This window comes from Rhizobium sp. RM (assembly GCF_013390595.1).
Lineage (GTDB): Bacteria > Pseudomonadota > Alphaproteobacteria > Rhizobiales > Rhizobiaceae > Agrobacterium.
This window is the reverse complement of sequence record NZ_JACAWV010000008.1, coordinates 143507-164848: the sequence shown is the minus strand read 5'-3', so window position 1 is coordinate 164848 and position 21342 is coordinate 143507. Positions and strand designations below refer to the sequence as shown.

21 protein-coding genes are annotated in these 21342 nt (G+C 56.7%); 11 read left to right on the top strand and 10 right to left on the bottom strand.

Translation table 11 applies throughout. The annotated features are described in order from the left end of the window. Positions 1–153 precede the first annotated feature (153 nt). Entirely contained in the window at positions 154–564 is a 411-nt protein-coding gene (locus HWX89_RS09650) for a pilus assembly protein N-terminal domain-containing protein (protein WP_138794273.1), read from the bottom strand. A 416-nt stretch (positions 565–980) separates the two neighbouring features. On the opposite strand from HWX89_RS09650, the gene HWX89_RS09645 reads away from it, so the two are divergent. From HWX89_RS09645 to HWX89_RS09605, 9 genes are all read left to right on the top strand, one after another. Next, positions 981–1169, top strand: a complete 189-nt coding sequence (locus HWX89_RS09645; protein WP_138794272.1) for a Flp family type IVb pilin — start codon at positions 981–983, stop codon at positions 1167–1169. Between the two features lie 100 nt (positions 1170–1269). Beyond that, a complete protein-coding gene (locus HWX89_RS09640; RefSeq protein ID WP_138794271.1) occupies positions 1270–1782 on the top strand; it encodes an A24 family peptidase in 513 nt (170 codons plus the stop codon). Between the two features lie 138 nt (positions 1783–1920). After that, positions 1921–2727 (top strand): Flp pilus assembly protein CpaB, encoded by an 807-nt coding sequence (gene cpaB, locus HWX89_RS09635; protein WP_138794270.1) that lies wholly within the window; start codon positions 1921–1923, stop codon positions 2725–2727. Then, positions 2724–4313: a type II and III secretion system protein family protein gene (locus tag HWX89_RS09630; protein WP_138794269.1), complete on the top strand. Its 1590-nt coding sequence runs from the start codon at positions 2724–2726 to the stop codon at positions 4311–4313. Before cpaB ends, HWX89_RS09630 begins: the two co-directional genes overlap by 4 nt. Before the next feature lie 53 nt (positions 4314–4366). Then, complete coding sequence (locus HWX89_RS09625) at positions 4367–5056, top strand: CpaD family pilus assembly protein (protein ID WP_138794268.1); 690 nt, start codon at positions 4367–4369, stop codon at positions 5054–5056. A gap of 34 nt (positions 5057–5090) precedes the next feature. After that, positions 5091–6380 carry a CpaE/TadZ family protein gene (locus HWX89_RS09620; RefSeq protein WP_138794267.1) on the top strand — a complete coding sequence of 430 codons (1290 nt, stop codon included), beginning with the start codon at positions 5091–5093 and terminating at the stop codon, positions 6378–6380. Between the two features lie 32 nt (positions 6381–6412). Further along, positions 6413–7885: a TadA family conjugal transfer-associated ATPase gene (locus HWX89_RS09615; RefSeq protein WP_138794266.1), complete on the top strand. Its 1473-nt coding sequence runs from the start codon at positions 6413–6415 to the stop codon at positions 7883–7885. 14 nt (positions 7886–7899) lie between these two features. After that, positions 7900–8904, top strand: a complete 1005-nt coding sequence (locus tag HWX89_RS09610; protein WP_138794265.1) for a type II secretion system F family protein — start codon at positions 7900–7902, stop codon at positions 8902–8904. A 9-nt stretch (positions 8905–8913) separates the two neighbouring features. Continuing rightward, complete coding sequence (locus HWX89_RS09605; RefSeq protein WP_138794264.1) at positions 8914–9900, top strand: type II secretion system F family protein; 987 nt, start codon at positions 8914–8916, stop codon at positions 9898–9900. A 90-nt stretch (positions 9901–9990) separates the two neighbouring features. Here HWX89_RS09605 and HWX89_RS09600 read toward each other — a convergent pair whose 3' ends face one another. Then, positions 9991–10701 carry a tetratricopeptide repeat protein gene (locus HWX89_RS09600; RefSeq protein WP_178340738.1) on the bottom strand — a complete coding sequence of 237 codons (711 nt, stop codon included), beginning with the start codon at positions 10699–10701 and terminating at the stop codon, positions 9991–9993. 359 nt (positions 10702–11060) lie between these two features. On the opposite strand from HWX89_RS09600, the gene HWX89_RS09595 reads away from it, so the two are divergent. Beyond that, positions 11061–12455 carry a leucyl aminopeptidase family protein gene (locus HWX89_RS09595; protein ID WP_138794263.1) on the top strand — a complete coding sequence of 465 codons (1395 nt, stop codon included), beginning with the start codon at positions 11061–11063 and terminating at the stop codon, positions 12453–12455. Positions 12456–12533: 78 nt separating this feature from the next. On the opposite strand, the gene pncB is transcribed toward HWX89_RS09595, so the two are convergent. From pncB to HWX89_RS09555, 8 genes are all read right to left on the bottom strand, one after another. Continuing rightward, positions 12534–13838 (bottom strand): nicotinate phosphoribosyltransferase, encoded by a 1305-nt coding sequence (gene pncB, locus HWX89_RS09590; RefSeq protein ID WP_138794262.1) that lies wholly within the window; start codon positions 13836–13838, stop codon positions 12534–12536. A 136-nt stretch (positions 13839–13974) separates the two neighbouring features. Beyond that, positions 13975–14334, bottom strand: coding sequence for a hypothetical protein (locus HWX89_RS09585; RefSeq protein WP_138794926.1), 360 nt, complete (start codon positions 14332–14334; stop codon positions 13975–13977). A 94-nt stretch (positions 14335–14428) separates the two neighbouring features. After that, the gene (locus HWX89_RS09580) at positions 14429–15280 is read right to left on the bottom strand and encodes a C40 family peptidase (RefSeq protein WP_138794261.1); all 852 of its coding nucleotides are present in this window, start codon (positions 15278–15280) and stop codon (positions 14429–14431) included. An 18-nt stretch (positions 15281–15298) separates the two neighbouring features. Then, positions 15299–15643 carry a MarR family transcriptional regulator gene (locus HWX89_RS09575; RefSeq protein ID WP_138794260.1) on the bottom strand — a complete coding sequence of 115 codons (345 nt, stop codon included), beginning with the start codon at positions 15641–15643 and terminating at the stop codon, positions 15299–15301. Positions 15644–16009: 366 nt separating this feature from the next. After that, positions 16010–17116 (bottom strand): DUF475 domain-containing protein, encoded by a 1107-nt coding sequence (locus HWX89_RS09570; RefSeq protein ID WP_138794259.1) that lies wholly within the window; start codon positions 17114–17116, stop codon positions 16010–16012. Between the two features lie 318 nt (positions 17117–17434). Continuing rightward, entirely contained in the window at positions 17435–18355 is a 921-nt protein-coding gene (locus tag HWX89_RS09565) for a DMT family transporter (RefSeq protein WP_138794258.1), read from the bottom strand. Between the two features lie 127 nt (positions 18356–18482). Beyond that, entirely contained in the window at positions 18483–19364 is an 882-nt protein-coding gene (locus tag HWX89_RS09560) for a LysR family transcriptional regulator (RefSeq protein ID WP_138794257.1), read from the bottom strand. Continuing rightward, positions 19361–19675: a putative quinol monooxygenase gene (locus HWX89_RS09555; protein ID WP_138794256.1), complete on the bottom strand. Its 315-nt coding sequence runs from the start codon at positions 19673–19675 to the stop codon at positions 19361–19363. The genes HWX89_RS09560 and HWX89_RS09555 overlap by 4 nt, the downstream gene beginning before the upstream one ends. Before the next feature lie 150 nt (positions 19676–19825). On the opposite strand from HWX89_RS09555, the gene HWX89_RS09550 reads away from it, so the two are divergent. Continuing rightward, the gene (locus HWX89_RS09550; RefSeq protein WP_138794255.1) at positions 19826–21322 is read left to right on the top strand and encodes a CoA-acylating methylmalonate-semialdehyde dehydrogenase; all 1497 of its coding nucleotides are present in this window, start codon (positions 19826–19828) and stop codon (positions 21320–21322) included. The last annotated feature ends 20 nt before the right edge of the window (positions 21323–21342 follow it).

The following is a 21342-nucleotide window of genomic DNA, read 5'->3' as shown; positions in this document are numbered from 1 at the left end:
CGAGGTGGCCTCGGTCTTTGGTCAAAGCGTGCCTTACAGGGCTCGCCTCAACCTCCAGAAAACTACGAAACAGAGAACGGACCTAACGGCCCGAGCTGCCGCACGGCGCGCCGATAGAAAGAACCATGCGATGATGGGAGTTATGAGTGCCGCTCAGGGCTGAGCCGCATCAGCGCCTGCATTTTCCGTGTGCTGTTCACAGTTCGGCGTGCAGGACAAAACCGTCCGCTCCGTCTGACGGAAAACGCGCACTGTATTTCCCTCATCGATGGATACGAGAATGCGCTCGTCCACGATAGGGTTGCCGTCCGCATCAAGCAGAACAAGATTGGTCGTGCCAAAGCTTCGGCCAGTCAGAACGATCGTGGTTGCGTCAGCCACTGTTGCGTCGGCAACCTTGGAATTGCCGACAATGACCTTGCTGACCGGACGATCAAGCCGCAAGACGCGCGCATGGTTCATGGAAACACGCAGCATGTCATCCTGGCCAAAAACCGAGTGCGCCGATCCAGAGAGAACCACGGACAAGCCGAGAACGATTTTCGTCAATTTGCGGGATGACATGCGTTTGAGCCCTTGTTCACGACACGCATTGATATCGTCCCAAAATGATCACCTTTAGTGAATGAAGCGTTAAGTTGCGGAAAAGTGCCGAATTTTCAGTAACCATCAGCACCCTTGCCTTACGTTCGACTACAACCTTTTGGTTCAAAAAAGCACATCTAGACTAGCGGAATAACCGCTGCCCCATTGTTAGTGACAGCAGGACGACGACGAAATATAGGCATTCTTCGACAAAGATAAAATGTCGCATAATACTTTGATTTTTCATTTACCACACGAAGCGCAAGCGGGCATTTACTTATTGTTAATCTCTTTTTTTAAGCGGTTGGAAATGGCTCCTCTGTAGGTTGAGCTCAACCGAACAACGGAAAACAGTTGTCGGCGTGCTGATTAAACCCAAAGAGTAGGAGTTCTCCATGTCCAACATTTTCGCTCGTTTCCTCAAAGACGAATCCGGCGCAACGGCAATCGAATACGGCCTGATCGCAGCTCTGATTTCTGTTGCTATCATTGGCGGCGCAAGCACGCTCGGCACCAAGCTGAACACCGTCTTCAGCAACCTCGGCTCGAGAATGGCTGCCAACACGCCGTCGGCTACGAACTAAGGCCTAAGCGGCTAATTTCGAAATCAAAATACGTCGCCTCAATCAGGGGCGGCGTATTGCGTTAGTCGCTTAGCAGCGCACTCAAGTCAGAGTATAAAACATGGTTATTGCCGCTGTCTTCGTGATCCTGCCGCTCTGCCTTGCCTTTGCTGCTCTGACGGATCTCATAAGCATGACTATCCCTAACAGGATACCGCTTATCCTGCTTGCCTCATTCATCGCGACCGCGCCTTTTACAGGCATGGATTGGCAAACTTTTGCCATGAGCTTCGTTGCGGCCGCTGCGGTTTTCGTCTTCTGCTTCGCTCTTTTTGCCGCGAACGTCATGGGCGGCGGCGATGCCAAGCTGCTAACTGCAGCCTCTGTGTGGTTTGGCTTCAACATATCTCTTGTTGAGTTCCTACTCGGCGTGACCTTTGTCGGCGGCATTCTGACACTCGCCATCATCGTTTTACGGTCACGTTCTCAGGAAATCATCGCGGTTGGGCTGCCAATTCCCGACTCACTACTGGTTGCGAAGAAAATTCCCTACGGCATAGGCATTGCGATCGCCGGGCTTCTGACATACGGGGAAGCACCACTGGTCAAAGCAGCTATCGCCAGCCTGACCTAGAGTAAATTAAGTAAATATGACACGCGCCATGCGGTTAAACTGTCGTTAACCACAAATCTAAGCGCGAAATTAACCATAATTATACGAATCGCAGGCCATCCTGAGGGGAGAAGAATCTGTTCCCCTCAAGGATCGAGCATGAAACCGTCGCGCATCATCATCCTGTCTGTCGCCCTTGTGGCTGCCGGTCTGGCCGGAGTTCTGGCCATGCAGCTTTCAGGCACGCAACAGGTGATCGAGAAAGCCGAGACGATCATTCAGAAGGAGCCAACGGTCAACGTTCTGGTCTCCTCCGTCAGTCTGCCTGTCGGTAGCCGCCTGAACGACAGCTCAGTTCGCTGGATGCCGTGGCCACAAGGAAATGTCGTCGAAAGCTTCATCACCGAAGCACAAAGACCGAACGCCATTACCGAGCTTTCCGGCGCCGTCGTCAGGCTGCCGCTTTTCGAAGGTGAGCCTCTGCGGCCGGAGAAGGTCGTCGATTCCAGCGCACGCATCATGTCTTCGCTCCTGCCTGCCGGCAAACGCGCTGTCGCGACAGAGATATCGGTGTCCACGGGTGCAGGCGGTTTCGTGCTACCGAACGACCGCGTGGACGTCATCATGGTGCGCAAAAGCGAAACGGGCACATTTCTGACAGAGAACGTTCTCAACAATGTCCGCGTCCTGGCAATCGACCAGCAAATCAAGGAAGGCGAAGACGGCACATCCGCCGTTGTTGGCGCCACCGCAACGCTGGAACTCACACCCGAGCAGGCAAAAATCATGACGGTCGCGCAGCAGATGGCGGAGCGCCTGACCCTGGCATTGCGCTCGGTTGCGGACGCGCAGGAAAACGACACGCTTTCCGCCGGCTACCTACTCAATGGCGGTTCCGGACAGCCTGAAATTCAGGTCATCAAATCCGGCTCGATCGTCAAGGGTGGCCAGGGAGCATCACAATGACCGGGGGACATATGGCGAAGCGCTTCAAAAACCATCTGCGCTCATCGATGACGGCGAGCCTGGCATTCTGCCTGGGTTTTTCCGGCATTCCTGGCAATTACGCCCCAACCGTGCTTCGCATGAGTGAAGCATCGGCGCAGAACGCCAGCATCGTACGCATCACGGAAAGCGGAACCGGTATCCGCAAACGTCTGCAACTCGGCCTGAACAAGGCGCTGGTCATCGATCTGCCGGAAGATGCACATGATATCCTCGTCGCGGACCCCAGCCTTGCTGATGCCGTAACGCGGACATCAAGACGTATCTATCTGTTTGGCAAAACAGTGGGTCAGACCAACATTTTCATTTTTGGCGCCAATGGCCAGGAGATTGTCAGCCTCGATCTCGAAGTCGAACGCGATATTGCCGGCCTTGAAGCCAATATCCGTCGTTTCATCCCCGAATCCGACATCAAAGTGGAAATCGTTTCCGACAATATCGTGTTATCTGGCACGGTGCGCACTCCTCAGGATTCGGCCCGTGCGGTTCAGCTTGCCGAAGCCTTCCTGAAGGGCGGCGAGGCCACCACGCGCAACATCACGCTGACCGGTGGTAATAACGGTGGCGATGCCGCAATTTTCGCCGAAAACCGCCAGACCTCGCAGATCGTCAACATGCTGACGATTGAAGGTGAGGATCAGGTAACCTTGAAGGTGACTGTCGCCGAGGTGAGCCGCCAGGTTCTGAAACAGCTTGGTTTCAACGGCTCCATAGGCGTTGGTGGAAATCAGGCGAGTGGTGGCGTCTCCTTCTCCAACCCCGCGAATCTTGGCAACGCCATTGCGCTTGGCTCGACCGGAAACGTTATGGGTGCCATCGGCGAAGTCACGCTCGGAAGCTATTTCAACGCCATGGAGCAGGCGGGCGTGATGCGGACCCTGGCCGAACCGAGCCTCACGGCAATTTCCGGTGAGCAAGCAAAATTCTATGTCGGTGGTGAATTCCGACTGGCGGGAACGCAGGAAGTCGACATCGATGAGGATACCGGCCGTCCGACCGTCACAAGAACCACAGATACCGTGGATTACGGCATCGAGCTGAACTTCCGTCCGGTCGTTCTGTCACCCGGCCGCATCAGTCTGAAAATCGAGACGAACGTGTCTGAGCCGACCTATGAAGGCAATGTAACGACCGGCAACGGCTCAAGCCTCGCCATTCCCGGCAACACGTATATGTCGATCCGGAAACGTGAAGCCTCGACCAGCGTCGAGCTTCCGTCGGGTGGCTCCATCGTAATTGCGGGTCTGGTGCAGGACAACATACGCCAGGCGATGTCAGGGTTGCCTGGCATTTCCAAGGTTCCGGTGTTCGGCACGCTGTTCCGAAGCAAGGACTTCGTTCGCAACGAAACCGAACTGGTCATCATCGCGACGCCATATCTCGTGCGTCCCGTCGCGCGCAATCAGATCGCCCGCCCAGACGACAACTTCAATCCGGAAAACGACGCAGCCATGTATTTCATGAACCGCGTCAACAAGGTCTACGGCCGCAAGGACAAGGTCCAGGCTGCCCCTTACCAGGGATCAGTGGGGTTCATCTACAAATGACGACGCGCACGGCCACTTTCCGTTCAGCTAACCCGCTCACGACAGGACATGTCATGCAGGAAGCCACCTCTTTTACCTTCAAAAGTCCCCTGACAAAGTCCGGACTGCTCATTGCCATGGCCTTTGCCGCCGGACTGCTGCAGGGCTGCGCGCGTGATCCGTTGACGACCAATGCTATCCCCGACGACTACAGGACACGTCACCCGATCACGCTGTCGGAAGCGGAGCATTCACTCGATATCCCTGTCTCCGCTGGCGACAGCCGATTGACGACCTCAATGGCAGACAATGTTCGCGGCTTCGCCCAGAGCTACGCTTCGACATCAACCGGCATCGTCAACATCCAGGCGCCGTCGGGATCGCCGAATTCCGCGGCAGCTTCAAGGATGGTCCGGCAGATTCGCGCGACACTCTCTGGCGCCGGTGTGCCGTCGGGCAAGATCATGGAAACGCGCTACAGTGCAGGTGCGACTGGCGATGCCGCGCCAATCAGGCTCAGCTATGTCGCGGTCACCGCCATGACCGGTCAGTGCGGTCAGTGGCCAGAGGACCTGTCCGATAATACCTCCGCCAACAAGAACTGGTACAATTTCGGCTGCGCCTCCCAGAACAATCTGGCTGCTCAGGTAGCAAACCCCATGGATCTGGTCAGCCCACGCGGCATGAGCGCGATTGATGCGGAACGGCGTGCGGTGGTCATCGATGGATATCGCAGCGGCAAAAATACAGCGACTGCGGACTGATGCACTCTGGACACCTATCAGGGCGGATAAAACGATGAGTACGGTAGAATACGACATCCATACGCAAAATGGCGGCGACATCGATGCCGAGCCGTCAATCCGCGCATCGGATATGGATCGCCTGCGACCGCTTCCCCGCATTTCCGTTCATGCATTCTGCGTCAGCGAAAACATGCAACGAGTCATGGACGCCCTGTCGAACGACAGGCGCATGAGCAAGGTGACTTTACGTGTCACCAACGGCGATATCGGTGCAGCGGCAACAATGTTCTCGTCCTCGCCCACGCCGAACCTCATCGTTCTGGAGACTGCAAGCAATCCTTCCACGCTGCTGGACGATCTGGCTCCACTTGCGGAAGTCTGCGACCCGACAACGCGCGTCATCATCGTTGGCCGCCACAACGACATCACGCTTTATCGCGATCTGATCCGTAACGGCATATCGGAATATCTCGTCGCTCCGGTCGGCATGAGTGACCTCCTGGCCTCGATCTCGGCGATTTTTGTCGATCCTGAAGCTGAACCTCTTGGCCGTAACATCGCTTTCATTGGCGCAAAGGGTGGGGTCGGTTCTTCGACGATCGCACACAATTGCGCCTTTGGTATTTCCAGCCTGTTCTCGACGGAGACCATCCTGGCGGATATGGACCTCGCTTACGGCACAGCCAATATCGATTTTGATCAGGACCCGGCGCAAGGCATGGCGGAAGCGGTGTTTTCTCCAGAACGTCTGGATGAGGTGTTTCTCGACCGACTTCTGACCAAGTGTTCCGATCACCTGTCGCTTCTCGCCGCGCCTTCACTGCTCGACAGAACCTATGATCTCGACCGGCTGGCATTCCAGCCAGTGATGGAGGTACTGCAGAGAAGCGCGCCGGTCGCCGTTCTGGACCTGCCTCACCATTGGTATGACTGGAATCGCGCCGTGCTTTCGGAAGCCGACGAGGTCGTCATCACCGCCGTTCCCGATCTTGCCAACCTGCGGAACACCAAAAACCTGTTCGATGCGTTGAAAAAGCTTCGCCCAAACGACAAGCCGCCTCACCTCATCCTCAATCAGGTTGGCATGCCGAAACGCCCGGAGATCGCCCCGGCTGACTTTCTCGACCCGTTGGAAATCGATCCGATCGCCATCATCCCCTTCGATGTGCAGCTTTTCGGTAATGCCGCCAACAGTGGGCGCATGATCCGGGAAATCGATGAGAAATCAGCGATTGCCGAAACCTTTTCACAGATCTCACACGTCGTGACCGGCCGCACCATGATCCGCAAAAACAAGCGGGGCGGCCTCGACAAGCTGATGAATCTTATCAAGCGCCAGTAGCGCTTGCCTTTGAGCCTGAACGGAAAACACCGATGTTCGGAAAACGCGGCAACGACAGCCCAGCCAAAAGTGTAAAAGCGGATTTTCCCGCCGTAGCAACCGTGCAGGCACCGGTGGCTCCCGAACCTCGTCCAGAACCGACCGCCACCGTGGAGCCGGGGCATGCACCTGTGGCAAAACAGGCCTATTCGCCTGCCCCGCCGCAGCCGAAAAAACGCGCTCGCACCGAAGATTACTACAACACCAAAAGCCAGGTCTTTTCTGCCCTGATCGACACGATCGATCTATCGCAACTCGCCAAGCTTGATGCCGAAAGCGCGCGCGAGGAAATCCGCGATATCGTCAACGACATCATCACGATCAAGAACTTCGCAATGTCGATTTCCGAGCAGGAAGAACTGCTCGAGGACATCTGCAACGACGTCCTTGGATACGGCCCGCTGGAACCGCTTCTTGCGCGCGATGACATTGCCGACATCATGGTCAATGGCTCGGGCCAGACCTTCATCGAAGTTGGTGGCAAGACCATCGAGTCCGACATCCGCTTTCGCGACAATGCGCAGTTGCTATCGATCTGCCAGCGCATTGTTAGCCAGGTTGGACGCCGCGTCGATGAGTCCAGCCCAATCTGCGACGCCCGTTTGCCAGATGGATCGCGTGTCAACGTCATCGCACCGCCGCTCGCCATCGATGGCCCTGCGCTGACGATCCGAAAATTCAAGAAAGACAAGCTCACACTGGAGCAGCTGGTGCGGTTCGGGGCGATTACGCCCGAAGGCGCAACCCTGCTCAAGATCATTGGCCGCGTTCGCTGCAACGTGGTCATCTCAGGTGGAACGGGCTCGGGCAAAACCACGCTTCTCAACTGCCTGACCAGCTTCATCGACAAGGATGAGCGTGTCATCACCTGCGAAGACACGGCGGAACTCCAGCTACAGCAGCCGCATGTCGTCAGGCTGGAAACGCGTCCCCCGAATATTGAAGGCGAAGGCGAGATCACCATGCGCGATCTGGTCAAAAACTGCCTTCGTATGCGCCCGGAACGCATCGTCGTCGGTGAAGTACGCGGACCGGAGGTTTTCGATCTGTTGCAGGCGATGAACACCGGTCACGATGGCTCGATGGGCACGATCCACGCCAACACACCACGCGAGTGCCTCAGCCGTATCGAATCGATGATCGCCATGGGTGGTTTCACGCTTCCGGCAAAGACCGTTCGTGAAATTATTGCCGGCTCGATCGACGTCGTTATTCAGGCTGCTCGCTTGCGCGACGGTTCACGCCGCATCACCCAGATCACCGAGGTCATCGGCATGGAAGGCGATGTGATCGTCACTCAGGATTTGATGCGGTACGAAATCGAAGGCGAAGATGCGCAAGGAAAGCTGATCGGCAAACACGTATCGACCGGCATCAGCAAACCTCACTTCTGGGACCGCGCCCGCTATTACGGTGAAGAAAAGCGGCTGGCGGCAGCTCTCGACGACATGGAAAAGAACTCCTAAGGAAGGCTTCCGCGATGGACCTCACAATCGTATTGCTTGTGACGCTTGCCGCCATCTCGGCCGGAGGGCTGGCCTATGCCCTTCTGTTCCCGCAAATTGAAGTCGAGAAAAAAACCACGAGCCGTGTCAAACGGGTCAAGTCAGCCGAAACCGATCACACGAAGATCAAGGCTGCGCGCGACCGCGTTCAAGATCTGAGCAAACGTCGCAAGTCGATGCAGGACAGCCTGCGCGAACTGGAAAAGAAGCAGGACGAAAAAGCCAAGAAAGCCCAAAATATCAGCCTGCGCGAAAGGCTGGTTCAGGCTGGCCTTCAAATCTCGGTTCGCCGGTTCTACGTCATCAGCATAGGGGGCGCCATCGCCGCCAGCTTTGTCGCACTGCTTTACGGCCTGCCGCTCATCATGGTTCCGCTTGTCGGAATCGTTCTCGCATTGGGGCTGCCTCGCTGGATTCTCGGATTTCTGAAAAAACGCCGGCAAACGAAGTTCCTTGAGGAATTTCCGAATGCTCTGGACGTGATGTGCCGGTCGATCAAATCCGGTTTGCCGTTGAACGATGCCGTGCGATTGATCGCATCGGATGGGCAGGAGCCAGTCAAAACCGAATTCCGGCGCGTTGTCGATGCCCAACAGGTCGGCATCGGCATTCCGCAGGCCATCGAACGCATGATGCTGACCATGCCGCTTTTCGAGGTGAACTTCTTCAGCACCGTGATCAACATTCAGGCCCAGGCCGGTGGCAACCTCTCTGAAGCTCTGGCCAATCTTTCGAAAGTGCTGCGAGAGCGCCGCAAGATGCGCGCCAAGGTGCAGGCACTGTCCATGGAAGCGAAAGCCTCTGCGGTCATTATCGGCGCCCTGCCGTTCATCGTCATGATGCTGGTCCACTTCACGTCGCCAGACTATCTCGCTGTCCTCTTCACTGACACCCGCGGCCACATCATTCTCGGCGCTTCGGGGCTGTGGATGTCGATCGGCATCATCATCATGCGCAACATGATCAATTTCGATATCTGAGGTAGCGCGATGACCGGAAGCCTTATGTCCAGCCTCACCGACCCGCAAACGCTGATCGCGATCCTCGTGACCGTTGCTGTCTTCGCGACCTTCTATACGCTCATCATGCCCTTCCTCGAAAGGAAGGACCTCAACAAGCGGATGAAGGCCGTGTCTTCGGAGCGTGATCTCATCCGCAGCCGTGAACGCGAGCGGATGGCGACATCCGGCAGAGAGAGCAAGGCTTCATTGCGAAGCGCCAACAACAAATCAGCGCATCGCATTGTGGAGCGCTTCAATCTTCGCGAAGCTCTTGCCGACAAGAACACCATGACCAAGCTGCGCGCAGCCGGTCTGCGTTCGCAGAATGCGTTCAACATGTTTCTTGCTGCACGCTTCATCCTTCCCTTCATTTTTCTGGCACTTGCGTTCACCTGGGTCTTCGTGCTCGGAAATCTTGCCGAGCAGTCCTTTATCGTGCGGCTGATGGCTGTTCTTCTGTTCGGCTATATCGGTTTTTATGCCCCAAACATCTACATCTCCAACCGCGTCACCAAACGTCAGCTCTCCATCAAGCGCGCATGGCCAGACGCACTGGACCTCATGCTGATCTGCATCGAATCCGGTGTATCGATGGAGGCTGCGATGCGTCGCGTCGCGGAGGAAATGGGCGAGCAATCGCCTGAATTGGCGGAAGAGATGATGCTGACAACGGCAGAACTCTCGTTTCTTCAGGACAGACGCGTCGCGCTGGAAAACTTTGGCATGCGCACACAGCTTGACGCGGTCAAGAGTGTTGTCCAGGCACTTATTCAGGCGGAGCGATACGGCACACCGCTGGCGCAGGCATTGCGCGTTCTGGCGCAGGAAGGCCGTGACGAGCGCATGAATGAGGCGGAGAAGAAGGCCGCCGCACTACCGCCAAAGCTGACGGTTCCGATGATCATATTTTTCCTGCCAGTTCTCGTTGCCGTCATTCTCGGCCCGGCAGGCATCCGCGTCGCCGATACATTCTGATCGGGTCGTCGCACCCATCCGTGAACGACAGAGCGCCCCCGTCGACGGAGGGCGCACAGCATTTCACAGGCTTTAACGTCGCAAGCTGGTTCAGCCAGTTGGCTTGCCGTCCTTCTTGGCAAGTTGTTGCCAGGAATTCTGCTGCGAGAGCATGGCACGGAGATAGCTCAGGTTAGCCTGTGCCTGCTGCGCCGAAAGTTCCTGAACCGCAATGCGTTCGGCATCGGCAAAACGCCCCTGCAAACCAACGACGAGGGCAAGGTTCTGACGAACGCGACTGTCGGCGCCCGGCTGGCTGATCGCCGACTGCAGGTAGGTTTCTGCCGTGCGAGGATCGCTCGACAGGACGTAGGACATGCCAAGGTTCGAAAGAACGCTCGGATCGTTCGGTTTCAGATCCAGTGCCTGACGATATTTTGTGCGCGCTTCATTTGACCGCCCAAGCTGATCCAGAACGGCGCCCTCGGCGGAGTAGAGCCGCCAGTCAGGACGATCAGGCGTCTGTGCCCGCTGAATGGTGGAGAGCGCCTGCTCGAGCTGTCCTGCGGACGCCTGAGCCTTGCCAAAGGCAGCGAGCACGTCACGGTCGGCCGGATGAGCAATAGCAATCTGTTGCATGACTGCCAAAGCCTGCGTGTTCTTGCCGGTCATCATCAGCAGGTTGGCATAGTTCATGCCGATGGCTTTGTCCTTGGGACTGCGCTCGTAGGCTTTGCCGGCGCTGCTTTCGGCCTGACGAAGCTGATCCATGTTCATCTGGTCGTAGGAGCGTGTGGCCGTCGGGATCGAGCCGGTGGACATGCGATCCGGCTTGTTCGTGCTTGCGCACCCTGAAACAGCCAGAACCAGCGCCGCCATATAGACGCCGCTCAGCAACCTCTTCCGGTTTTGAGAACCTGAAGAAAAAGCAACCATGACATTGCCCCCGCACATGAGTTATATCGATCTTGCGCCCGACACACGACAGACTCACATGACGCAACCTTCGCTAAAGCAATAATCTGTTAACCCTAACAGAGTGTTAATTGCCCCGATTCACGACGTTGGAGAGCCGTCAATCCGACAAGATGGAAAAGGCCGTTCCAACACCTTGAAACTGCGCATCGTTCCGTCGAAAACAGTTTTCGATTTTTGAGCCGATGCAACAACGAAAGCAGACCATGGCGCCCTATCAATTCATCGAACGCACCACCCCGTTCAGCTCCCAGTCCGGCAACACCCTGCCCGTTTTTGCCGTCACGCCCGCCCATATCGAACAGGGTGCGATCGACCCGGTTGCCCTCGACTGGGCAAAAAAAGCCGGATTCAAGGCCGAAGCTGGAGCCGTGCTGCTGATCCCCTCCGCCGATGGTTCTCTGGGTGGTGTTCTGCTCGGCCTTGGCAGCAACCCTTCCGAGATCCCTTTCATCACGGGGAAGCTGGCGCGTGAGTTACCCGAAGGCGACTGGCATATAGAGACAGCCCCATTGACGGCCAACCGGCTGGCGCTGGGCTTCGGCCTCGGCAGCTACCGTTTCGACAAATACAAAACGGTCAAATCCAACGGCGCGAAACTGCTCGTACCGCAGGATGCGGAAGACGGTGAAATCGGGCGTGTTCTCGCTGGCGTCTTCCTCGCCCGTGACCTCATCAACGTGCCGGCCAATGATATGGGGCCGGATCAACTCGAGATTGCATTCCGTGCGCTTGCCGCGCATTACAAAGCCAAGGTCAAGACCGTTTCCGGCGAAGATCTGCTGAAACAGAACTTCCCTCTCGTCCATGCGGTTGGCCGTGCGAGCGAAAGTGCACCGCGCCTGCTGGAAATGAACTGGGGCAAGAAGGGCAATCCTCGCCTGACGCTCGTCGGCAAGGGCGTATGCTTCGATACCGGCGGTCTCGATATCAAGTCCGCCGCCTCCATGGCACTCATGAAAAAGGATATGGGCGGAGCAGCCAATGTGCTGGGCCTTGCCCTGATGATCATGGATGCCAATCTGCCTGTAGACCTGCGCGTGATCGTCCCAGCGGTTGAAAACTCGATTGCATCGAATGCATTCCGTCCCGGCGACATTTACAAAAGCCGCAAGGGTCTGACAGTCCAGATCGACAATACGGATGCGGAAGGTCGCCTGATTCTGGCGGACGCCCTGGCCTATGCCGATGAAGACGCTCCCGACCTGATGATCGACATGGCGACACTAACGGGTGCTGCCCGTGTCGCGCTCGGTCCTGATCTGCCACCCTTCTTCACCGATGATGAAGACCTCGCGCACAACATCTCCGAAGCCAGCATCGACACCGATGATCCGTTGTGGCGCATGCCGCTCTACATGGGCTACGACAAGGATATTCGCTCGCGCGCAGCCGATATCACCAACGCGCCATCGGGTGGTATGGCAGGATCGATCACCGCTGCCCTGTTCCTGAAGCGCTTCGTCACGAACACCAAAAAGTGGGCTCATTTCGATATTTACGGCTGGTCGCCGAGCGAACGGCACCATTCGTCAATCGGCGGAGAGGCCCAGGGCATCCGCGCCCTGTTCCACTACATCTCGCATCACTTCGCGAAGTAACTCACGCATGAGACAAGAAAGCGGAGGATGGCTTTGCCTTCCTCCGCTTTTCTTTCTGTTTGATCCAGTCGCGATGTCCTAGACCAAAACCTTCTGTTCCTTGAGATCTTCCTGGCCGAAGAACTTCAGGTAACGCTGAACCTCGGCGGGGTCGCCGGTTGCCTTTTGCGGATTGTCGGAGAGTTTTACTGCTGGTCGGCCATTGGCATCGCTCACCTTGCAGACGATCGAGATCGGCTTCAGGCTGGCAATGGTCTTCGGCGCGCAGCCGGCGAAGTCGTTGGTCAGGTTGGTGCCCCAACCGAAACTCATCCTGACACGACCTTCAAAATGCCTGTAGGTATCGATGATCGCATCGACATCGAGACCATCGGAGAAGATAAGCATCTTCTTGCGGGGATCGCGCCCCATCTTTTTCCACCACTCGATGATCTTTTCACCACCTTCAATCGGTGGTGCGCTGTCAGGGCGGAAACCCGTCCAATCGGCCACCCATTCGGGCGCGCTACGCAGGAAGGCAGCGGTGCCAAAAGCATCGGGCAGGACAATCAGAAGGTTGCCACCATAAAGCCGGTTCCAGTCCTTCAAAACCTGATAGGGTGCCGTTGCCAGCTCCTCGTCGGTTCTGGCCAGGGCTGCCACCACCATAGGCAATTCATGTGCGTTGGTGCCCACAGCTTCCAGGTCGGAGTCCATGGCCAGCAGGACGTTGCTCGTGCCTGTGAAAGCAGGACCGATGCCTTCCTTGAGTGCTTCCACGCACCAGCGCTGCCACATGAAGCTGTGGCGACGGCGCGTGCCGAAATCGGAAATACGCAGGCCCGGCAACTCGCGCAGACGCTCGACCTTTTCCCACATCTTCGCTTTCGCGCGCGCATAAAGCACATCCAGCGTGAAGTAGCCGAGGGAGCGCATGGCACTGCGCGAACGCAACTCGTTTATGATCGCAAGCGCCGGGATTTCCCAGAGCGTGGTGTCCATCCAGCGGCCATGGAAATTCAGTTCGTACTGACCATTACGCTTGAAAAGTTCGTATTCCGGTAGCTGGTAACTGGAAAGCCAGGACAGGAACTCGGGCTCGAATATCTGCGAGCGCCCGTAAAACGTGTTACCGGCGAGCCAGATGTTTTCCTTTTTCGACAGGCGCAGCGTGCGCGCATGATCGAGCTGCTCGCGCAGTTCCATTTCATCGATCTCGTCGGCCAGACGAACCGTCTTGGTGCGATTGATCACGGAGAATGTCGCGTCGACTTCCGGATAGAGCTTCCAGATCATCTGCAGCATCAGAAGCTTGTAGAAATCCGTATCGATCAGGCTACGGATAATCGGATCGAGCTTCCATGTGTGATTGTAAACGCGGGTCGCTATATCGGTCTTCGTCATGGCTCGCATTCCCCCATCGGCACGGCCGATGTCACTGCGCATTCCGGCAGTATCAACCTGTCACACCAAAGACTTATCTGAAAAGACGACGACAAGTCCAGACCGGGCGGGATGGAAAGGTGGCCGGGAAACGACCTCAGAAGGTCGGATCAGGCGGATTTATGCCGGGATACCAGTCCTGGGAGGTGGGATTGCGGCCGCCAAAGGTGGAAATGCCGTTTTCATCTGTGCAGCGATACCCCTGGACGGCAAGTCCCCTGCTGCCGAAGACGTCGCGATGGGCACCGCGCGGGTAAGAGGTCCAACCCATTTCCGAGTGACACCGATATCGAACCTTCGGCTGCAACGTCTTCGGGTCTTTGACGCCAGGCAAATTTACATAAGCATCGGGTGCCGGCTGGAAACCGTTCTGGAAAACGGTCTGCGCCTGCGCAGTGGCGGACACGAGTGTCGCGACCGCCATTACCATCAGCCGTGTTTTGATCTTTGCCTTCATAAACGCCATTCCAGTCTCGTCACACTAAAGGATGTAAGTCGTCCGGGGCATTCGCACAAAGGTGTCCGCAGGCACAATTTCGTGAAAGTCGCGATCAGGCTCCAAGACGACGAAATGCCGTCGGCTTTTCATACAACCAGCCAATACGCTCGATCGCGGCGTCGAGGTTTTCCCGAGCAACATTCATCGTGTGGCCGTTGGCATGCAAAAGCGTTTCCTCGTTTTCCATGAGGCCAACATGCCCCTTCCAGAAAACAAAATCCCCGCGCCGTAGTTCATCGCGTTCGATTTCCACACCAAGCGATTTGACCTGCATGTCGGTGTCGCGCAAAACCCGGCGGCCGGTCATGGCCAGGGAAAGCTGGACAAGTCCGGAACAATCGATGCCGAAGCCCGAGCGCCCACCCCAGAGATAGGGCGTTTCGATGAAGCGCAATGCGACCGCAACATAGTCGTCTTCCTGAACCGCGTCGATTTGCTGGCAATGGGCGGCGATAATCCCTTCACCCTTTTCCGTCATCAGGTAACGGGTGCCACGCGTTTCCGCCTCGCCGACAATCCGAACCAGGCTTCCCATGGACAGGGCAGCGACTGGAAATTTGCGCAGTTCTGCCGAAGGATAAAGGAAGGTCCGCGGCGCCGTCACTCTGTGGGTTGCGGCAACCACGCTGTCGATCGCCGTTTCGGGGAGGTATCCGGTGTAACCGTCCGCATCCGCCTGGACCCAGGCCCAACCGTTCGCCCTGTCGAAAACCCTGACCGTTTCACCGAACAACAGTTCCGTGTCGATGCCGCTTGCAAGATCTGGCGATGGTCTGAGCGCAGCGACAGGGATGCTGACCTGGGCCGGCGTGCCGTTTACAAAGCGGGTCGCTTCAACAGCACCTTTCAGCTTTTCATCAGCCAGATCGGCGCGGAACACATTCAGGCGGCGGTCGAGTATCATCGTTTCACGTCCAGGGTTTCAAATCTCTCGCGCCTGATCAATAACCAGATCGCCGAACTTTTCCAGATAGAGTGCACCGGCAACGGTTCGTTTTATGATAACGTTGCGTCTGTCCTGATCGTCCCGCTCACGATCCACCAATCCCAAGGTCCCGAGACTGTCCAGCGCACGGGTGATCACGGGTTTTGTAACCCCGAGTATTGCGGCAAGACCGCGTACGGTATGGGGCGGCGGAACGAGATAAATTTGCAGAAGGATGGCGGTTTGCCGCAGGGTGAGATCAGGCGCCTCAGCCTTCACCTGCAATAGGGATACGCGGTGCCAGAGGCCCAAAGCCGCGCTTGGCGATAGTTCAACGGGCACGTCGATAACCCTTCCAGTCGTCCTTCAACACGTTTTCAAACAACGGCAAGGAAAACTCAAGCAGTGATGCGACGAAACACAAACGCCGCGTTACCGGCAATCCCTTTTGGATCGATGGCAACGCGGCGTGCATGGACCCGTTTTCGGGCTTTTTAACGTCCCCTCTGGACTTGCGACAATAGAAGCAGGAAACGTGCCAGTTTTTCTGCATCGCACAAGTATAAAGGGAGTCAATGACTTGCAGCCCTTGAGGTTTCGAAGACTGATAGTTTTCGCCAAATCTTCATTGCCGCAAAAACAGGCTTAGGCGAAAAATTAGGCAACTAGCCTTCCGCCCTTTAGGCGGAAGGCTTTTGTCGACGAGTCTTAGATTTCCGCACCGCGTGCAGCCTCTACTGCGTCAGCACTCTGCTGACGATTGTAGCGGATCGACGACCAAAGCGAGATCCCGATCAAGGCAGCACCGCCGAGACCCGTGATGACTTCCGGAATATGGAACATCGTCTGGACATACATGATGACCGAGAGGATAAGGATCGCATAAAACGCGCCGTGCTCGAGATAACGGTATTCCGCCAGCGTTCCTTTTTCGACAAGCATGATCGTCATCGAACGAACATACATTGCACCGATACCAAGGCCGATCGCAATGATGAACAGGTTCTGCGTCAAAGCGAAAGCGCCGATCACGCCGTCGAAGGAGAAGCTCGCGTCCAGCACTTCAAGGTAAAGGAACGCGCCGAAGCCGCCCTTTGCCGCACCTTCCAACATCTCCTGGCTACGGTCGAGAATACCGCCGACCACTTCAACGAGCAGGAAGGTCAAGAGACCCCAGATCGCGGAATGGAAGAAGGTATTGGCTGCAACGGGACCAAGTGCCGGATCTTCGCTCGCACCGATAATGCGGGAAAAGACCAGCATGACGATCAGAACGAAGGCAATTTCGATACCCTTGACGGAGGAATAGGTCGCAGCCTTCTCCTCGATCCAGCGCACCCAGTGCACGTCCTTTTCATGGTCGAAAAAGAAGTTCAGGCCAACCATCATCAAGAACGTGCCACCGAAAGCCGCAATCGGCAGGTGGGCATCATGCATGATTTCCGCATAGCGTTCCGGCTGCGTGGCAGCCATGACCAGTGCGGTCCAGGGGCCGACATTCGCCGCGATGACGACGATCAACAGCGGGAAAACGATACGCATGCCGAAAACGGCGATCAGAATGCCCCAGGTCAGGAAGCGATGCTGCCACTCGGGCGTCATGTCCTTGAGCTTGTTGGCATTGACAATAGCGTTGTCGAAGGACAGCGAGATTTCCAGCACGGCGAGAACCGCGCAGATGAAGAAGATCGTGGCTGTTCCACCGATCGTCCCGGTCATCTCCCAACCGAGATACCCGCCAAGGATCAGACCGACGACGGTGACGATAAATGCCCACTTGAAGTAGGACAGCGTGGTTTTCTGGGCGGCGCTCATGTGCGGTCACCTCCGGAAAGGGAAACGATAGCGGAACGACGCGGAGCGTCGTGCCGCACGCAGAAAGCACGCGCGCGAAGCACATTCAGGTTATTCATAATTTTTAATCCGCCGGCCAATTTTGCAGGCGGTACCGACATCACGAGAGCGCCGTAAAACTCTCGCCAGAGGGGCCCGGCACCTTTGTTTCCTCTGTCCTTTCGCGACGTCTCGTCGCAGGACCTCTTTCTACTCTTCGAAGATCACGCTTTCGTCAAGCCCCTGTGATGTTCCCAGCGTAAAGTTCCAACCGGGGACACCACAACGGGCATAGACAATCTATTCCGCCGCGATACGATCTTCGGCCTGACGGCGGCGCTTGAGCGTATTTTCGCGAAAGAAAATATAGAGTCCAGACAAAACGATCAATCCGGCACCGGCAACGATGCTTGCCTGCGGCACATCACCGAAGAACATCCAGCCGAAGATGACCGCCCACAGCAACAGGGTATATTGCAGCGGCGCGACCGTGGCCGCATCGGCGAGCTTCAAGGCGCGGTTGACGAGCACGTGGGCAGTCATGGCCACAACGCCCAGCATGCAAAGTAGGGAAAGATCGAAAGCAGACTGAATGGGCGCCCATCCAGACGGAGCGGCGGCAACGGCCACCACTGCGGCAACGGCTGCGCCGACGATCTGCCAGAATGCCAGAACTGTATCGGGCGTGTTGCGAAGCTGGCGGCCTGATAACATCATGAATGCGAATGCCGCACTGCCCAGAATTGAAAAAAGCGCCGCCGAGGTCAGGCTTGCTGAACTTGGTTTCAACGCAATCACGACACCGACAAAACCGATAGCAATCGCCGTCCAGCGGCGCCAGCCGACCTTTTCGCCCAACAGAAACGGCGACAGAGCCGCGACATAGATCGGCGCTGCGAGCCAATAAGTCATGACGTCGGCAAGTGGCAAAGCCTTGACGGCAAAATAGAAACAGAAAAGCTCAGCGGTTGAAAAGAAGACACGAGCAGCCTGAAGAGAGGGGCGCTCGACTTTTACCACACTGGCGAGGCCGCCCCGCCAAAGGATCGGAACCAGGATGACGAGTGCCGCAGCGCTTCTGATGAGCACCACTTGCCCCAGACTATAGGTCGCGACCAACCACTTCCCCATCGCATCATTCAACGCGAAAAGCAGCATTCCAAGCAGCATGACGGCCACGCCGAGACCAGTCGGCGAGAGCTTTCGAAGTATATTCGGCATTTCAGTTCCTGATGTCTCCCAATGGCTGCATTGGTCGTTCAGGCGACGGCCACTTGTCAAGTCCGGCGCGAGCGCGCTCCGGCAATAATCATACAATTAGGCGCGCCGAATCTGTTCCGTGCAGATTTCAGGCGAAAATCCGTCGTTCTGCAGCAACCAACTCCTGGAGAAAATCAACCACTGTCCGTACCCGAACAAGCTGGCGCGCAGATTCGTGATACGCGGTCCAATAGGCACGACTAATGCCGATCTCAGGCAATATCCGTATCAACTCTGGATATTGCCCGGCGATATAGTTGTGCAGGATGCCGATCCCCGCTCCCGAACGTACAGCCTCTGTCTGGCCGATAGCGCTGGAGATTTCGAACGTCGCATCCCAGTCCCGCATGATTTCGCCGGTATAGTTCAACGACGGCGAAAAAATCAGATCTTCCACGTAGCCGATGCGGCGATGCTGCTTGAGGGCTTCGACATCTTGAGGAGTACCGTATTCTTCGAGATAGGCCTTCGAGGCATAAAGCCCGAGCGAATAATCGGTCAGTTTCGACTGCACCAATCTGCCCTGATCCGGCCGTTCAATCGTGATGGCAATGTCTGCTTCTCGCTGTGAAAGGGAAAAGGAGCGCGGCACCGGCACAAGCTGGATCTTGAGATCAGGATAACGCGCTGTCAGCCGACCGAGCCTTGGCGCAAGAAAAGAAACGCCCAGACCATCCGGCGCACCAATGCGCACGGTTCCCGCCACGGCGGTATCAACGCGGCCAAGGCTTGCTTGCGCATTGAGCATTTCGGTTTCCATGCGCTCCGCAGAGCCAAGAAAACGCTGCCCCTCCTCCGTCAACTCGCAGCCGTTCGTCCGTCGAATAAAAAGCCGGGTTTTCAGCGCCTCTTCCAGTGAGGTCAATCGCCGGGACAACGTTGCATGGTTGAGCCCCAGCCGTTTCGATGCGGCAAGGATCTGTCCTGTCCGGGCAACGGCAAGAAATATACGGACATCATCCCAGTTCATGGCTTGCTTCGCATGATGACTGGGTCAACCTCGACCAGGGTCAGAGAGGTGACCATGCCTGCTACCGCATCCTTGTATTTCAGGAAATGCGGCGTCCTTAGGTGGGCCTCGTATGCTGCCTGGCTCGCATAGACCTCAAGGATACGGATTTTTCCTAGACTGCCTTTGAGGGCGACAGCGTTCAATGCCAGCACGCCATCCTCCCGGCTGACTGAAGCCTCGATTTCTTCGGCAAGCAAGCTGCGATAGGCGTCGATATGCAATGGATCGATTTCGATCTCGGCCATCCGCACCACTGGTTCATCCTGCATCGGTCCTGACCCTCCTGACCGCCATGACCGACGTTCGGTCAACATCGCCGTGCTTTAATTTACGCACAACGGTTTCTTATCTGAGCTCATTGATTTGTACAAATTGAAGTGCAATGGTTCCGCCACCACAAAATTCCGGAGGAAATCCCCATGAAGGAAATCGGTCATTTCATCGACGGCAAGCACGTGCCCGGCACCAGCGGCCGCACGTCGAACGTTTACAACCCGGCAACCGGCGAAGTGCAGGCGACTGTCGCTCTTGCCAGCGATGCCGAACTGCGTGCCGCGGTCGAAAGCGCCAAGAAGGCGCAGCCGAAGTGGGCCGCGACCAATCCGCAGCGCCGTGCCCGCGTGTTCTTCAAGTTCGTCGAACTCCTGAACCAGAACATGGACGAACTGGCCGTTCTTCTGTCGAGCGAACACGGCAAGACGGTGGAAGATTCCAAGGGCGACATTGTTCGCGGCCTTGAGGTTTGCGAATTCGTCTGCGGCATTCCGCATCTGCAAAAGGGGGAATTCACCGAGGGTGCTGGTCCGGCAATCGACATGTATTCGATCCGCCAGCCCGTCGGCATCGGTGCCGGCATCACGCCATTCAACTTCCCCGGCATGATCCCGATGTGGATGTTCGCGCCTGCTATCGCCTGCGGAAATGCCTTCATCCTCAAGCCATCTGAACGCGATCCATCGCTGCCGATCCGTCTTGCCGAACTGATGATTGAAGCAGGTCTTCCGGCTGGCATCCTCAATGTCGTCAACGGCGACAAGGGTGCCGTCGATGCGATCCTGACGGACCCGGATATCGGCGCCGTCTCCTTTGTCGGTTCGACGCCGATTGCCCGTTACGTCTACGGCACGGCTGCGATGAACGGCAAGCGCGCCCAGTGCTTCGGCGGCGCCAAGAACCACATGATCATCATGCCGGACGCAGATCTTGATCAGGCCGTCAACGCGCTGATGGGCGCTGGTTACGGCTCCGCGGGCGAGCGTTGCATGGCCGTTTCCGTCGCCGTTCCTGTCGGAGAGGAAACTGCAAATCGCCTCGTCGAGAAGCTTATCCCGCAGATCGAGGCGTTGAAGATCGGTCCCTATACCGACGACAAGGCCGACATGGGTCCGCTGGTAACCAAAGAAGCTCAGACCCGCGTCAGGGGTCTTATCGACAGTGGTGTGGAACAGGGTGCAAAACTTCTGGTCGATGGTCGCGACTTCAAGCTGCAGGGTTATGAAGACGGTTACTTCGTCGGTGGCTGCCTCTTCGACCACGTCACACCAGACATGGACATCTACAAGACGGAAATCTTCGGGCCGGTTCTCTCCGTCGTTCGCGCCAAGAACTACGAAGATGCACTCGAACTGCCGATGAAGCACGAATATGGCAACGGTGTCGCCATCTTCACCCGTGACGGCGATGCGGCCCGCGACTTCGCAAGCCGTGTCAATATCGGCATGATCGGCATCAACGTGCCGATCCCGGTTCCGCTGGCATATCACTCCTTCGGCGGCTGGAAGGCGTCGAGCTTCGGTGACCTCAACCAGCATGGTACCGATTCGATCAAGTTCTGGACAAAGACCAAGACGATCACCTCGCGTTGGCCTTCCGGCATCAAGTCGGGTGCAGAATTTGTCATGCCGACGATGAAATAAAGCACGGCTGCAATTGTTAT